Source organism: Lacinutrix neustonica (genome assembly GCF_026625145.1).
In the GTDB taxonomy this organism is placed as follows: Bacteria; Bacteroidota; Bacteroidia; order Flavobacteriales; family Flavobacteriaceae; genus Lacinutrix; species Lacinutrix neustonica.
Genome location: NZ_CP113088.1, coordinates 2,682,314 through 2,698,232, shown reverse-complemented (window position 1 = coordinate 2,698,232; position 15,919 = coordinate 2,682,314). Strand labels below are relative to the sequence as shown.

Sequence of the window (15,919 nt, the reverse complement as noted above, 5' to 3'; positions counted from 1 at the left end):
TAAAAAAACATGAAATAAATTTATAATTACCCCTGTTTAGGAACCTTAATACCTGTGGGATCTATCAATGCTGCTAAATCGATTGTTGGTTTTGTTATTTCTTGTTTAGATGTCTTCGCTTCCAACTCGGTTTCTGAAGCTGGTAATGCTGCTGTTAATAATCCGATTGAAAAGATAGATACTAATGCGATTTTAAGGGTTTTCATAAGGGTATGCTTTAAGTTATTCTAATTAATTCAAGTATTATCCCTGTTTAGGAACTTTAATACCGGTTGGGTCTATCAATGCTGCTAAATCGATTGTTGGTTTTGTTATTTCTTGTTCAGATGTCTTCACTTCCAACTCGGTTTCTGAAGCTGGTAATGCTGCTGTTAATAATCCGATTGAAAAGATGGATACTAATGCGATTTTAAGGGTTTTCATAAGGGTATGCTTTAAGTTATTCTAATTAATTCAAGTATTATCCCTGTTTAGGAACTTTAATACCGGTTGGGTCTATCAATGCTGCTAAATCGATTGCTGGTTTTGTTATTTCTTGTTTAGATGTCTTCACTTCCAACTCAGTTTCTGAAGCTGGTAATACTGCTGTTAACAATCCGATTGAAAAGATGGATACTAATGCGATTTTAAGGGTTTTCATAAGGGTATGCTTTAAGTTATTCTAATTAATTCAAGTATTATCCCTGTTTAGGAACTTTAATACCTGTGGGGTCTATCAATGCTGCTAAATCGATTGTTGGTTTTGTAATTTCTTGTTTAGATGCCTTCACTTCCAACTCAGTTTCTGAAGCTGGTAATACTGCTGTTAACAATCCGATTGAAAAGATGGATACTAATGTGATTTTAAGGGTTTTCATAAGGGTATGCTTTAAGTTATTCTAATTAATTCAAGTATTATCCCTGTTTAGGAACTTTAATACCGGTTGGGTCTATCAATGCTGCTAAATCGATTGTTGGTTTTGTAATTTCTTGTTTAGATGTCTTCACTTCCAACTCAGTTTCTGAAGCTGGTAATACTGCTGTTAATAATCCAATTGAAAAAAGGGCTACTGCTGTAATTTTAAGAGTTTTCATAAGGGTGTATTTTAAATTGTTGCTATTATTATTAAATAAGGGTAATGATAATCTATTATATATTCTACTTCTAATCACACATAAGCATGTGAGTTTCTAGAAGAGATTTAAGCCATAAATAGTCATGATGTGTGATGTACTGTTATAAAATCAGCTTATAAGAAGATTACACGGCTGTTTATAAGGCCGCCTAAGTTCGAGGGTTTTCATAATTATTATTTTAATGGATTAGTATTAATTTAATACAAAGTTAACAAAATAACACACAAAATACTTGTGTTAGTGCTTTAAAACAGAAAATTCAACAGGAATAAAACAAGAAGTCTGCACAATAACCAATGCTAAAAGACAAATGCGCGACGCGGCAATGTAATAAGATAATCTAATATATCAACATGATTATCAAGTAATTAAAAAAAATAGATGAAATAAAAGACCACTTGGCGTTTAAATATATAGGTTATGGTGGTAGAGTACAAAGGTGTAAAACAAAAAAGCATCCCAATTTTCTACTCCGAAAACGGAAGAAAAAAGGAAAGCTTTCCATCGGTTTGAGCCATTTAACTAACTCTCTACCAGATTGATGGACTACTACATCCATCAAAACAACACAACTAAATTTTATTGCCAAAAAAAGCTTCAACAGAGTTGAAGCTTTTAGCAATTTTTGCGGTCCGGACGGGACTCGAACCCGCGACCTTCGCCGTGACAGGGCGACATTCTAACCAACTGAACTACCGAGACCGTTGCATATTGCGAGGGCAAATATACATCCCTATTTTAATATGACAAACCTTTTTCAAGGTTTTTTTATAAAAAAATGACTAAACAAATTTTTGACGCTCCAACATATAACTCGTTAAAATAGCATCAAAATTGGTATTTATGTCAGCCTCAACGTATTTGATTCGGTTTTGACCACACTTAACACGCAATTCGTCAAAATAATTTTCAACCAATTTTTTATAATTATCTTTAACTTGCTCGCTATATAAGTTAATATGTGCCCCGGTTTCGACATCAATAAACCGTTTGGGCTTATTATCAAAATCAAAAGCAAGCTCCTTAGCGCGATCGAATACATGAAATAAGACAACTTCATGCTTGTTGTGTTTTAAGTGCCTTAAAGCTTCAAACAGCTTCAGCTCATCAGTCGTGGTTTGAAACATATCGGTAAAAACAAAAATCAATGAGCGCCGGTGAATTTTTTCGGCAATTTGATGTAAATAGGCGTACGTTTCTGTTTGTTTATTCTTTTTCTTATCGAAAACCACGTTACTCAATTGCGCCAACAACATTTGATGGTGGCGTTCGCTCCCTTTTTCAGAAGCATAAAAGTCATAAGCATCACTATAAATACTTAATCCCACAGCGTCCCGCTGCTTTTTTAAAATATGCATTAATGAGGCCGCAGCCAATGCAGAAAAAGCAATCTTATTTAGATGGTCGATCGAGAAATTAGTCATTTCCGGATAGTGCATAGAACTGCTATTATCTAAAATAATATGACAACGCAAGTTCGTTTCGTCATCATATCGTTTTGTATACAGCTTATCGGTCTTTGCAAAAAGCTTCCAATCTATATGCCTGGTACTTTCTCCTTGATTGTATATTTTATGCTCAGCGAACTCCGCCGAGAAACCATGAAACGGACTCTTGTGCATGCGCGAAATAAAACCCTCAACCACCTGTTTTGCCGGATGTTCAAGGTTTTTAAATCCGCCAGCTTTATTGAGTTCGTCTTGTAAATTCATTTATTCTAAAATGCCATCTACAATCCCATAGGTTTTAGACTCTTCTGCTCCCATCCAATGGTCACGATTAAAGTCTTTCATTACCTTCTCATAGGTTTGCCCACAGTTGTCTGCTAAAATTTTAGCACTTAACTCTTTCGTTTTTATAATTTCCTGAGCGGTAATTTCTATATCACTGGCTTGACCACGTGCGCCACCACTAGGTTGATGAATCATAACACGTGCATGTGGTTGGATAAAACGTTTTCCTTTTGTTCCTACTGACAATAGTATGGATCCCATGGAAGCCGCTAGACCCGTGCAAACAGTAGACACATCACTTTTTAAAGACTTAATGGTGTCGTACATAGCAAAACCAGCCGTAACATAGCCCCCAGGACTGTTAATATACAAGGTAATGTCTTTTGTTTCTAAACTATCCGAGATAAAGCAATCTGTCAATAACATGTTTTGCACTTTTATCATCGACCATTCCCCAAAGGAACACCTTTCTTTCGTCTAATAATTTACTATCTATGGCGTCTTGCGCTTTTATTGTTTTGCTCATTATCATTTACTTTTTTACTAAAATAAAAAAAGGTTTGCCATAAAAGCAAACCTTTATCAATTCTTTATGAAATATATTTCTATAATAAAGCGTCTATCGCTTCAGAATATGCGTTTTTAGGCGCTACCCCTACTTGTCTTCCAACAACTTCTCCGTTTTGAAACACGAGTACGGTAGGAATGTTTCTTACCCCGTATTTTGCTGCAAATTCTTGATTGGCATCGACATCTAATTTTCCAACAATGGCTTTCCCATCATATTCTTCACTAATTTGGTCAATGATTGGTCCAACCATTCTACACGGTCCGCACCAAGCGGCCCAAAAGTCAACCATTACTGGCTTGTCACTTTTTAATACTGTTTCTTCGAAGTTTGCATCTGTGATTTCTAATGCCATAATATTGTTCTTTAATTGTGTTTTACTCACTGTTAATATACAAATTTAGTCAAAAATTCTGCCAAAGCTTATAATCTTATTATTTGTTTAACTTATAACACTATTGACATGTCTTATTTTTATTTATACCCCTACATAAAGGATGCCTTATCAACGCCTACACAATTGCAGGTTGTCTATCCTTATAAGCAAATGAACGCGGAAGCTTAGTTCAACTTATAATATACCTGCTGCTCCTCCAACTCACTCAATAATTCCTGACTCACTTTAATCTTTTGTTTTCGGCTTGGCATTTCAAGTTTAATTTGCTCTCGATTATCATATACCACAAAATCGAGCAGATGACTTCCTGGGTGCATCGCTATAAGTTCTTTCAAGTTTCTAATTTTATTAGATTCCAGCTCTTTAATATTTAATTGTATGGACAGCTTTCTTACATACTTATCCATAACATCATGCAAGAGTTGAAAACTATTAAACTGCAATCGTGGATCACTCTTTTTACCGGTATCTCTATTCACCCAACCTTCTCTTACAAAAGTTTTGACGTGTACAAAGTTGTTTTTCATTAAAAAATGACGGTGTTTTAAATACTCCTCGCCAAAAATTCGAAATTCAAAAGTATCTGTATAATCTTCAATAGTAAACATGGCCCAACCTTTTCCTTGTTTACTCACCCGGTGCTGTACATCGGTCACTACACCTCCAAAAGTGATTTCCTTATTCACGTGAGGGTTTAAATCGTTAAAGTATGCAATAGTTCCTGTACAGAAACTCTTCATTTCGGTTCTAAAATCATCTAGTGGATGCCCCGAAATGTATACGCCTACCACTTCTCGTTCTTGCGCCAGTTTTTCCATGGTTCCCCAAGTTTCACATGGTGGCACTAGGGGCTCTGCAATTTGAATATCGCTGGCCGCCCCAAAGAGACTCACTTGTGATGAGTTTTCATTCTCTTGATGTTTTGCGCCATATTTTATCGCCTTTTCTAAAAAGGTTAAGTCCCCTCCTTCTTTTTGAAAGTACTGGGCTCTGTGCGTGTCTTCAAAACAATCAAAACCACCCGCCAAGGCTAAATTTTCAAACGCTTTTTTGTTGGCAGCCCGCAAATCGATACGTTTCGCTAAATCAAAAATAGATTTATAGTGCCCCTCTTTTTTTCGGTTTTCAACAATAGTCATTACTGCACCATGCCCAACACCTTTAATTGCCCCCATACCAAAACGCACGGCATTGTCTTTATTTACAGAAAACTTGTAGTAAGATTCATTAACATCCGGACCTAAAACAGGTAGCTTCATCCGTTTACATTCTTCCATAAAAAAGGTCACCTGCTTGATGTCGTTCATATTGTTTGACAATACTGCAGCCATGTATTCTGCTGGGTAATGTGCTTTTAAATAAGCGGTTTGATAGGCTATCCAAGCATAACACGTGGAGTGGGATTTATTAAAAGCATAACTCGCAAAGGCTTCCCAATCCTTCCGCATTTTTTCCAATTTCTTAGCATCATGACCTTTAGCACTGGCTTGCTCTATGAATTTTGGTTTCATTTTATCGAGCACCGCAATCTGCTTTTTCCCCATGGCTTTCCGCAAAACATCGGCTTCACCTTTGGTGAAATCTGCTAACTTTTGCGAAAGCAACATCACTTGCTCTTGGTAGACCGTAATACCATAAGTTTCCTTAAGGTATTCTTCCATAGCTGGCAAATCGTACTCAATATCTTCATCGCCATGTTTTCTGCGAACGAAACTCGGGATGTATTCCATTGGCCCAGGACGATACAGGGCATTCATGGCAATTAAATCATCGAAAACCGTAGGCTTTAAATCTTTTAAATGCTTTTGCATCCCTGGCGATTCATACTGGAAGACACCAACCGTTTCGCCTCTTTGAAACAATTCATAGGTCTTATCATCATCCAGTGGAAAACTATCGGGGTCTAATAGTATATCATGCTTGGCTTTTACAATTTTTACGGTGTCCTTGATTAACGTCAGGGTTTTAAGCCCCAAAAAATCCATTTTCAACAATCCTGCGTCCTCAACAACCGAGTTATCGAATTGCGTGACATATAAATCAGAATCTTTTGCGGTTGCTACCGGTACGAATTTAGTAATGTCATCGGGTGTAATAATTACACCACAGGCGTGGATACCAGTATTTCTAACCGATCCTTCCAGGATTCACGGCTAAATTAACGGTTTCAGCCTGTAGGTCATCACCCTCAGAAATGTTTAAAAGCTCGTTGACTTTTTCTAAATCTTCAGCTCTAAATTTAGAGGCTAACTCTTTTTCACTTAAACCAAAAATCTTACCCAACTTAGACATCGTTGGGATTAACTTGGCTATTCTATCGGCATCAAATAATGGCAAATCTAAAACACGCGCGGTATCCCTTATGGAGGATTTTGCCGCCATCGTCCCGTAAGTAATAATTTGTGCTACTTGATTGCTACCGTACTTTTCAATCACATAATCCATCACACGACTTCTCCCTTCATCATCAAAATCGATGTCAATATCTCGGCATACTCACACGATCGGGATTTAAAAAACGCTCAAAAAGCAAATTATACTTTAAAGGATCGATATTGGTTATCCATAAACAATACGCCACCACCGAACCTGCAGCCGAACCACGTCCTGGACCTACCGACACGTCCATATTACGTGCTTCACGGATAAAATCTTCTACAATTAGAAAATAACCCGGATACCCCGTGTTTTCAATAACGCTAAGTTCAAAATCCAAACGTTCGGTAACCTCATCGCTAAGTGTTTCTCCATAACGTTTCTTTGCGCCTTCAAAGGTTAAATGACGCAAAAACGCATTCTCCCCTCTTTTTCCGCCATCCGTTTCATCGTCTTTATTAACAAACTCTTGCGGAATATCAAATGCAGGTAATAGTACATCTCGTGCCAATTGAAAGCCTTCGATCTTATCTACCACTTCTTGCACATTACTGATCGCTTCAGGTACATCTTTAAAGATGTTTTTCATGGCCTCTGCCGACTTAAAATAGTACTCTTGGTTTGGCATACCATAGCGATAACCACGACCTCTACCTATGGGTGTGGCCTGTTTTTCACCATCTTTAACACACAATAAAATATCATGAGCATTGGCATCTTCCTTTTTGGCGTAATAGGTGTTATTTGTCGCAACCAGTTTAATGTTATGTGTTTCCGAAAACTTGATAAGTGTTGGATTCACTCGGTTTTCATCTTCCTGATTGTGACGCATTAATTCAATATATAAATCGTCTTGAAACTGTTCTTTCCACCAAATCAACGCCTCTTCTGCTTGATTTTCACCAACATTTAAAATTTTACTTGGGACCTCTCCATATAGGTTTCCGGTTAAGCAAATTAAATCTTCCTTATACTCTTGAATTAGTTTTTTATCAATTCTAGGTAAGTAATAGAACCCATTTACAAAAGCATGGGACGACAATTTAGCCGGATTATGATAGCCCGTTTTGTTTTTTGCAATGAGAACAATTTGATACCCATTATCTTTTCTCGGTTTTGTCTAAATGGTCTTCGCAAACAAAAAATTCACAACCAATAATGGGCTTGATCATTTTTGCATTTGTCGTTTTCCCTTCAGCTTGTGCGACTTCCGTTTTTGCTTTAATCCCTTCGTTGTGCTTATTTACTGCGTTGACAAAGTGAAAAGCGCCCATCATGTTGGCATGATCGGTTAATGCCACAGCAGGCATATTGTTTTCTGCTGCAACGGCTACAATATCTACAACACTCATGGTCGATTGTAGCACAGAAAACTGCGAGTGATTATGTAAATGCACAAAATCTACCTCTTGTAATTCCTTTATGTTTTCTTTTATCTCTTCGGAAGAAATATCACTGGTTTCAGCTTTTTGTAGCCTAGCATGAATTTTAGCACTTTCCTGCTTGAGATTGATGTGCTTTAATCCGATGAGTTTTATAGGCTTCGGGTTGGCTTCAGAGAAATTCTCAAAATACTCGGCGTAACGTCTAACTGTTCTTTGGTATATTCTTGTCTTCTAATGAGTTCCAAAAAGCAACGTGTCGTTGCTTCCACATCTGCAGTAGCGTTATGCGCTTCGGCAAAGGGCTGGTTGAATAAGTGCTGATGTAACTCGGTTAGCGTGGGAAGCTTAAATTTACCATAACGCCCCCCTGGAATTTGACACAACGCCGCAGTATACTCTGTACAAGTGTCTAAAACAGGCAACTCCTGAAGTTGGTTTACAACGTTCTCACGAACGAATTCAGCACCCATAATGTTTAAATCAAACTTCACATTTTGACCAACAACAAATTTGGTTTTACTTAAAGCGATATTAAATTTCTCTAAAACATCGATTAATGCAATGCCCTGCTCTTGAGCTAACTCAGTAGAAATACCATGAATTTTTTCGGCATCATAAGGAATATTAAAACCCTCTGGTTTTACCAAATAATCTTGGCTTTCGATGCAATTGCCCATAGCATCGTGTAATTGCCATGCAATCTGGATACATCTTGGCCAATTATCTGTATCTGTGATTGGAGCATCCCAGCGTTTAGGCAGACCTGTGGTTTCTGTATCGAAAATTAAGTACATTCTTTGAGTTTAGAGTATTGTTATTCAGTTGTTTAAAAAAAGTAAACGTAGCCTATAAAAATAGGCAAAATTGTTTCTTTTTAAAAACTAAAGTTATAAACAGTTGTAAACAAAAAGAAAGCCAATGTATCCCATTGACTTTCTTTCTTTTCATAGCAAATATTGTGTATTATGACACGAGCTCTAATTTTGCTTTTTCAGTATTAATCGCTGCTTGTATAGCATTTCTATGCTTCGCAATCAAACTGTCTATAGTTGGCGGCAAATTCTTTTCGGTAATCAATTCGTTATATTCCTCGAGACTGGCCTCCTCACCTCTAATGGCTTCTTCTAAAATCGCTTCATCATCATTCGATGTGAACGTCGCTTTTAAATTCATCCAATTTCTATGCATGGTTCCTTTAAAAGAACCGGAGTCCGTTGGAATTTGTCCATATTGTAAGATTTCTGTTCTCAATTCTTTGGCGAAGTCGCTTCTTTCTGAAGCCCTGCGCTTAAAGAACATTTTTAAATCGTTACTTTCAACAGTATTATAAGCATCAATATAGCCTTTCTCGGCATCATAATTCTTTACTAATAATTCGTTTAATTTGTTTGAAATTTCTTCTGTGTACTTCATAATATCTTTTATCATTTTAAATTTCAATACCTTCTTTTAAGATGCGTATTGTTTCACATCAACAGTTTCAATATACAGCAAAAGAGAGCTGATGTCAAGTGATTTAACACACTTTGTGAGTATTTTCCTCCTCTTTAAGAATTTTTAACAATAATGCAAACAACCCACCCAATAGATCAACAAATTGTTGAATGCTAAGATTAAGACATTGAGAATATAGAATATGATCATCGCTAAAAGTATCATTGATAATTTTTAAATTTTTTAACATTGAAAATGGGTGTTGGTTAGGACGTTACAGAATAAGAGGTGCATTTTTAAGAACAGCCGTTTAAAACCTAAGTCATTATATTAAAATAATAGTAAAACGTAACCCAAATAAATTCTAGTATTTGACTGGCATCCATTTAAAACAGCAAAACACTTTCACCCAGAGTGATGACTATGGACAAGCAAACCCACAGAACACCACTAAAAAAGTGTGTTACTTTATCGTTCTTCAACACAATAAAAACAGAAAAAAATAAGAAGAATTAAAACGCGCATTGATTTGAACTAAAAACTTGATATTTAAATAAATATTGTATCTTTGCGCCCTTATTAATAATAGAGGTCGCGTACCTCACAAATTAATTTTTATGCCTGTAAAAATAAGATTACAAAGACACGGTAAGAAAGGAAAACCTTATTACTGGATCGTAGCAGCAGATGCTCGCGCGAAAAGAGATGGTAAATACCTAGAGAAATTAGGTGCTTATAATCCAAACACTAACCCAGCAACAATCGAATTGGATGTTGATGGCGCAGTAAAATGGCTACAGAATGGTGCACAACCAACTGATACAGCCAAAGCATTATTATCTTACAAAGGCGCTTTATTGAAAAATCACCTTGCAGGTGGTGTTCGTAAAGGGGCTTTAACTGAAGAACAAGCTGAGAAGAAATTCGCAACTTGGTTGGAGGAAAAAACTGGAAAAGTAGACGCCAAAAAAGAGGGCTTATCTAAAGCAGAAGCGGAAGCTAAAGCTAAAGCATTTGAAGCTGAAAAAGCAGCAAATGAAGCAAGAATCGCGGCAGCTGCACCAGTTGTTGAAGAAACAGTTGCTGAAGAAGCTCCGGCTGAAGCAGCTTCAAACGAAGAAGAATAGAAAATTAATTTTTTATACTTTTAAACTCCGATAGCTACTATCGGAGTTTTTTTTATGTAAAATAGTATTTTAGATAGAATATTATATTGAACAGACACATTGAGGAAGATCCTTTGTTATTTAATAGTGCTATCCGGCTAAGCGCAATCGAAGCCGTATTGTTTATTTAGGAATTTCACTGCGACTGCGCTCGAAGTGACCTATAGATTATTTTAATTATGACTAAAGAAGAATGCTTTTTTTTAGGTAAAATTGTAAAAAAGTACAGTTTTAAAGGAGAACTTTTAATTAAATTAGATACAGACGAACCTGATTTATATGAGAATCGGATTCTATATTTATTGATTTACGCGGCAATTTGATTCCGTTTTTCCTAGAAAGCTCTCAGTTACACAAAAGTGAATTACTACGCATTAAATTTGAAGATGTTGATAGCGAAGCTGATGCTGATGCGCTTATAAAAAGCGACTGTTACCTCCCGTTATCTTTTTTACCTGAACTAGAAGATAACAAATTTTACTTTCACGAGATTATTGGATTTAAAGTCGAAGACAAGCATTTTGGCCCTGTTGGAACCATTAAAGGCGTCAATGACTCGACGTCTCAATCGCTCTTTGAAATAGATAGAGAGGGTACAGAAATTTTAATCCCCATGAATGATGCGTTCATTTTGAAAGTGGACAAAGTAAATAAGATTATTTTTGTAGATACCCCTGAAGGACTTATAGATTTATATTTAGAAGAATAACATGTATTACTCTCCCCAAGAGAGGAATTTAAAATAATATCTCACTTTAAATAGATTCCTGACGTCTTAAGAATGCCAACCTTATGAGCAACCACCCTTTTAAATTTAAAAATTTTACTGTAAATCAAGACCAATGCGCCATGAAAATTGGAACAGACGGTGTTTTACTTGGCGCTTGGGCAACCGTAGAAAAGCAACCATTTGCCACGCTGGATATTGGAGCAGGGACGGGGATTTTATCATTAATGCTTGCCCAACGTTGTCAAGCAGAAGTAATAGATGCTTTAGAGATTGACGAAAAGGCCTATGAACAATGTGTTGACAACTTTGAAGCGTCCCAATGGCGCGACCGACTCTTCTGCTATCATGCCGATTTAGCAGAATTTACAGATGAAATTGAAGATCAATACGATCTAATTGTTTGTAACCCCCCTTCTATTCCGAAGACTATAAGACCGAAAATACATCACGGGATTTAGCCCGTTTTCAAGACGCTATGCCCTTTGAACATCTTATAGAGAGTGTATCAAAATTATTAATGAAAGATGGTGTTTTTTGCACTATTATTCCATTTAAGGAAGAAGAAAAATTTATAGCTCTAGCTTCAGCTATGCATCTAAAAGTTAACAAACGCACGCGTGTTAAGGGCAATGTAAATTCGGAAATAAAACGGACACTACTCGAAATGTCCTTCCACGAAAGTCTTATAAATACCACCGAACTCGTTATTGAAAATGCAAGACACGACTACACAGAAGACTACATGAATTTAACAAAAGCGTTTTATCTAAAAATGTAAACTTATTTCAGTTTAAAAATTGGGCAATGCTATAGATTTCATTATTTTTGTGACACTTATAAAATAACACCTTTTATTTTGAGAATTTCTCAATTTTGAAGACATAATACATATATATGAAACCAGATTTATTCGAAGCCCCTGATTATTATAATCTTGACGAACTTTTAACTGACGAACATAAATTAGTGCGTGATGCTGCTAGAGAATGGGTAAAGCGTGACGTTTCTCCAATTATCGAGGAAGCGGCTCAAAAAGCTGAATTCCCTAAGTCTATTATTAGTGGACTCGCTGAGATTGGTGCTTTTGGACCTTACATTCCTGAGGAATATGGTGGTGCTGGTTTAGATCAAATTTCTTATGGATTAATTATGCAGGAAATTGAGCGAGGTGATTCCGGTGTACGCAGTACGGCATCGGTGCAATCCTCTTTAGTCATGTACCCTATTTGGAAATACGGAAATGAAGCACAACGCCAAAAATACCTACCAAAATTAGCAAGTGGTGAATGGATTGGTAGTTTTGGTTTAACTGAGCCAGATCATGGGTCTAACCCAGCAGGCATGGTCACAAATTTTAAAGATATGGGAGACCATTACCTTTTAAACGGTGCAAAAATGTGGATTTCAAATTCACCCTTTTGTAATGTTGCCGTTGTTTGGGCTAAAAATGAAGAAGGCCGTATTCATGGTTTAATAGTGGAACGAGACATGGAAGGCTTTACAACCCCGGAGACCCATAATAAATGGTCCCTTCGTGCAAGTGCTACAGGTGAACTTATTTTTGACAATGTAAAAGTACCTAAGGAAAACTTATTGCCTAACAAATCTGGTTTAGGAGCGCCACTTGGCTGTTTAGATTCTGCCCGTTTTGGTATCGCATGGGGCGCAATAGGAGCCGCTATGGACTGTTACGATACAGCCTTGCGTTATAGTAAAGAACGTATGCAATTTGGGAAACCTATTGGACAGTTTCAACTACAACAAAAGAAATTAGCCGAAATGATTACCGAAATCACTAAAGCACAGCTTTTAGCTTGGCGTTTAGGAGTCATGCGTGAAAACGGTACAGCCACCTCAGCACAAATTTCTATGGCTAAGCGTAATAATGTAGATATGGCACTTACCATAGCTCGTGATGCCGAGACAAATGTTAGGCGGCATGGGAATTAGTGGTGAATATTCGATAATGAGACACATGATGAACCTAGAAAGCGTCGTGACATATGAAGGTACACACGACATTCACTTATTAATTACAGGTTTAGATGTGACTGGACTTAACGCCTTCAAATAGTAAAAACCATTAAAGGCTTAATTACGTAAATACATGGTGTGTGATTGAACAAAAAATCATATTATGCCCTTTATTACTTTTAAGCCTTATGAAAAATTTAAATTTGATGTTTGCGTGTGTGTTGTGTCTAAGTTTGTTAAACTCATGTAGCAAAACAGATATAGAAAGTGATTCTGAAATATCAGACAATCTAACAAACACCTATCTCGAAGAAACACCTAATACTTTGGAGATTGTTATTGAAGAGGATGAAACCATAATTGATAATGAGGCTTTCAAAATATTAAGCTTGGGTGATAGCTATACCATTGGACAAAGTGTCTGTAGTACTTGTAATTTTCCTGTTCAATTACAAGATAGTTTGACTAGAAATTTGGATAGCATTCCATTTTCTGTCGATATAATTGCTCAAACAGGATGGACGACGACGAATTTAATTAATGCCGTCAATACACAAGCTGTTTATTCCAATTATGACTTAGTAACCTTATTAATTGGTGTAAACAATCAATATCAAAATAAACCTTTCGAGCTTTATGAGACAGAGTTCCCATTACTTCTTGATAAAGCTATATTTTTAGCCAACGGAAACAAGACTAATGTCATCGTATTATCAATTCCTGATTACGCTTACACCCCCTTTGGTAATGAGGACCCACAAATTTCTGAAGAAATAGATACCTACAATGCGTTTGCTGAAAATTATTGCAACCAAAATGAAGTTAAATTTGTACATATTACAGACATTACTCGACAAGGCATTGCACAGCCCAACCTGGTTGCACCTGACGGCTTACACCCTTCTAAAATTGCATACAGCAGATTTGTGGAAAGACTACTCCCTGACGTCTTACCACTAGTAACTAATTAAGTTGTATTTTTTAGTTAATTTCGTTGAAAACACAACACTATGTTTTCAGCAAAAAAGAGATTGGACCGAGCTTATGAAGAAGCTAAAATAGTTGCGTTTGACAATGACAGTAAGATCGTACTCTTTAGCGACTGCCATAGGGGAGACAATAGCTTTGCTGATGACTTTTCTAACAATAGAAACATCTACTTTCACGCTTTAAAACACTATTATGCCGAGGGATTCACCTATTGCGAATTGGGAGATGGAGACGAGTTATGGGAAAACTTATCTTTTAACTCCATTTTCTACGCACATAAAAACGTGTATTTATTGCTAAAGTTATTTCATCAACAAAACCGTTTGCATATGATTTGGGGAAACCATGATATGGTTTATAGAGACCCCCGCTATGTTGAAAAACATTTATCTACTTACTTTGACAAAAAATTAGACAAAGACGTCGAATTATTTGGAGATATAAATTACCATGAAGGCATTATTTTAAAACATGCTATCACGGCGCAAGAAATATTTTTAACACATGGCCATCAAGCCGATTGGTGGAATTATTTATTACGGAAGTGGAGTCGCTTTATGGTTAGAGTACTCGGAAGCCTTTAAATGTTATGGGAATTGCAGACCCTACAAGTCCAGCAAAAAACTACAAGGAACTCATAAAAATAGAGCGTAAAACAAAAAAATGGATCATTAAAAAAAACAACTTAATGACAGTCGTTGGCCACACACACAGGCCACGTTTTCCGAACCTGGAGACATTGCTTTTTTTAATGACGGGAGTTGTGTTCACCCTAGGAGTATTACAGGGATTGAAATTGAAAATGCAGCGATTTCTTTAATTAAATGGCAGGTCTCAACTTCTGATGATGGCACTTTAAAAATTGTCCGTGTTTTACTTGAAGGACCAATAGCATTGAGCGACTATAAAACTGAATAATTATAGGTTTTCAATAAACGATGTCTGTGATTACAAGTCTTTTAATAAAGTAATCGTCAAAATCTGCATTATTATATATCATTCTATTAGTGGCATGATAATAACCCAATGACAACATCGATTGTCTTTCTCGAATAAAATTTTCTAAAAATTGTGATTTATTAGGCATTGATTCTAAAGCCTTAGAATATTTACCGAAAAGATTAGGCTTTAATCTATTTTTAAATATTTTAACTATGGAATCTTTGGTCAGTCCTTCATAACCCAGCATTGACGAAGATGATTCTATAGTATGAAGGTTGTCATCTGTTGAAGCACAAATATAGTTCGTTCTTATGAAAGATACACTCCCACCCTTTGTAAGGCTATCCTTACTTTTTGTAATCCACACAGAATCTGGAACACAATACATTTCTAACTTCAATGTACTACTATCAAAAATGTTCCGGTTTACTTTAAAAAATTTCTCCCGAGTATCTTGGCTTTCGGCTCTTAAATCAATTAAAAACTGCCGATATGCTTTTTTAGTATTTAACTCAGGATATTGTTTTTTTAGAAAATCATTTTCAAAACCTTCAACTAGATAAGTTAATGTTTCACTATTTTCTTTACCTAATACTGTTTCAAATTGCTTGATGTTTTCATTTTTAGAACAACCTAAAAAAAATACCAACACTAAAAATAGCTTTAAAACTTTCATTCTTAAATATTTAAAAAAGTGGGTGTTACATCAAGTTTACAACAGAAAAAATCAACTCTCAGGTGCCAACGCAACTTCTAATCCCTCCATTTACGGTGTCATTTGTATTTGACACCCTAACCGTGAATTCTCTTTAACATGAAAAGCCTCTGAAAGCATCGCTTCTTCATCGTCTTGCATTTCGGTAATTTTGTGCTACTTGTAACGTAACATTGACAAGACGCACACATGGCCATTCCTCCACAAACACCTATAGTACCTTCCTCGGCCAATTCAAAAGCGCGTACCACTTCCATTAAATTCATCGCCATATCTGTAGGCGCTTGAATTTTATGAGTAACTCCTTCTCTATCTGTAATTGTTATGTTTATGTCCTGTTCCAAACGTTAATCTATTTTATTTTTTCGTAAGTAGTTCCGGCTAGAGATCAAA

11 protein-coding genes, 1 tRNA gene and 7 pseudogenes are annotated in these 15,919 nt (G+C 36.3%); 6 read left to right on the top strand and 13 right to left on the bottom strand.

The genetic code is table 11. The features are described 5' to 3' along the window. Positions 1-26: 26 nt before the first annotated feature. The 11 genes and pseudogenes from N7U66_RS14725 to N7U66_RS14675 form a co-directional block, all read right to left on the bottom strand. Positions 27-206 (bottom strand): hypothetical protein, encoded by a 180-nt coding sequence (locus N7U66_RS14725; protein WP_267675934.1) that lies wholly within the window; start codon positions 204-206, stop codon positions 27-29. A 37-nt stretch (positions 207-243) separates the two neighbouring features. Then, entirely contained in the window at positions 244-423 is a 180-nt protein-coding gene (locus tag N7U66_RS14720; RefSeq protein ID WP_267675933.1) for a hypothetical protein, read from the bottom strand. A 37-nt stretch (positions 424-460) separates the two neighbouring features. Further along, the gene (locus tag N7U66_RS14715) at positions 461-640 is read right to left on the bottom strand and encodes a hypothetical protein (protein ID WP_267675932.1); all 180 of its coding nucleotides are present in this window, start codon (positions 638-640) and stop codon (positions 461-463) included. A gap of 37 nt (positions 641-677) precedes the next feature. Next, positions 678-857: a hypothetical protein gene (locus N7U66_RS14710; RefSeq protein ID WP_267675931.1), complete on the bottom strand. Its 180-nt coding sequence runs from the start codon at positions 855-857 to the stop codon at positions 678-680. Positions 858-894: 37 nt separating this feature from the next. After that, on the bottom strand, positions 895-1,074 hold the full coding sequence (locus N7U66_RS14705) for a hypothetical protein (protein ID WP_267675930.1): 180 nt from the start codon (positions 1,072-1,074) through the stop codon (positions 895-897). Positions 1,075-1,744: 670 nt separating this feature from the next. Then, positions 1,745-1,819 (bottom strand) — tRNA-Asp (locus N7U66_RS14700). A gap of 79 nt (positions 1,820-1,898) precedes the next feature. Beyond that, a complete protein-coding gene (locus tag N7U66_RS14695; RefSeq protein ID WP_267675929.1) occupies positions 1,899-2,828 on the bottom strand; it encodes a DUF58 domain-containing protein in 930 nt (309 codons plus the stop codon). Continuing rightward, positions 2,829-3,375 (bottom strand): annotated as a pseudogene (locus tag N7U66_RS14690) (ClpP family protease). Positions 3,376-3,454: 79 nt separating this feature from the next. Further along, a complete protein-coding gene (trxA, locus tag N7U66_RS14685) occupies positions 3,455-3,802 on the bottom strand; it encodes a thioredoxin (RefSeq protein ID WP_267675928.1) in 348 nt (115 codons plus the stop codon). A gap of 176 nt (positions 3,803-3,978) precedes the next feature. Further along, positions 3,979-8,369 (bottom strand): annotated as a pseudogene (dnaE, locus tag N7U66_RS14680) (DNA polymerase III subunit alpha). 169 nt (positions 8,370-8,538) lie between these two features. Next, positions 8,539-8,988, bottom strand: coding sequence for a ferritin-like domain-containing protein (locus N7U66_RS14675; protein WP_267675927.1), 450 nt, complete (start codon positions 8,986-8,988; stop codon positions 8,539-8,541). Positions 8,989-9,626: 638 nt separating this feature from the next. Here N7U66_RS14675 and N7U66_RS14670 point away from each other — a divergent pair. From N7U66_RS14670 to N7U66_RS14645, 6 genes and pseudogenes are all read left to right on the top strand, one after another. Then, positions 9,627-10,136, top strand: coding sequence for a 30S ribosomal protein S16 (locus N7U66_RS14670; RefSeq protein ID WP_267675926.1), 510 nt, complete (start codon positions 9,627-9,629; stop codon positions 10,134-10,136). A 218-nt stretch (positions 10,137-10,354) separates the two neighbouring features. Further along, positions 10,355-10,884: pseudogene (gene rimM, locus N7U66_RS14665) on the top strand (ribosome maturation factor RimM). Positions 10,885-10,967: 83 nt separating this feature from the next. Continuing rightward, positions 10,968-11,683, top strand: a pseudogene (locus N7U66_RS14660) (tRNA1(Val) (adenine(37)-N6)-methyltransferase). Positions 11,684-11,799: 116 nt separating this feature from the next. Further along, positions 11,800-12,979: pseudogene (locus N7U66_RS14655) on the top strand (acyl-CoA dehydrogenase family protein). An 88-nt stretch (positions 12,980-13,067) separates the two neighbouring features. Continuing rightward, the gene (locus N7U66_RS14650) at positions 13,068-13,850 is read left to right on the top strand and encodes an SGNH/GDSL hydrolase family protein (protein ID WP_267675925.1); all 783 of its coding nucleotides are present in this window, start codon (positions 13,068-13,070) and stop codon (positions 13,848-13,850) included. A 39-nt stretch (positions 13,851-13,889) separates the two neighbouring features. After that, positions 13,890-14,787, top strand: a pseudogene (locus tag N7U66_RS14645) (metallophosphoesterase). 10 nt (positions 14,788-14,797) lie between these two features. Here N7U66_RS14645 and N7U66_RS14640 read toward each other — a convergent pair. Together N7U66_RS14640 and N7U66_RS14635 are read right to left on the bottom strand one after the other, a co-directional pair. Continuing rightward, entirely contained in the window at positions 14,798-15,487 is a 690-nt protein-coding gene (locus N7U66_RS14640) for a hypothetical protein (RefSeq protein ID WP_267675924.1), read from the bottom strand. A gap of 90 nt (positions 15,488-15,577) precedes the next feature. Next, positions 15,578-15,870: pseudogene (locus tag N7U66_RS14635) on the bottom strand (ferredoxin). Between the last annotated feature and the right edge of the window lie 49 nt (positions 15,871-15,919).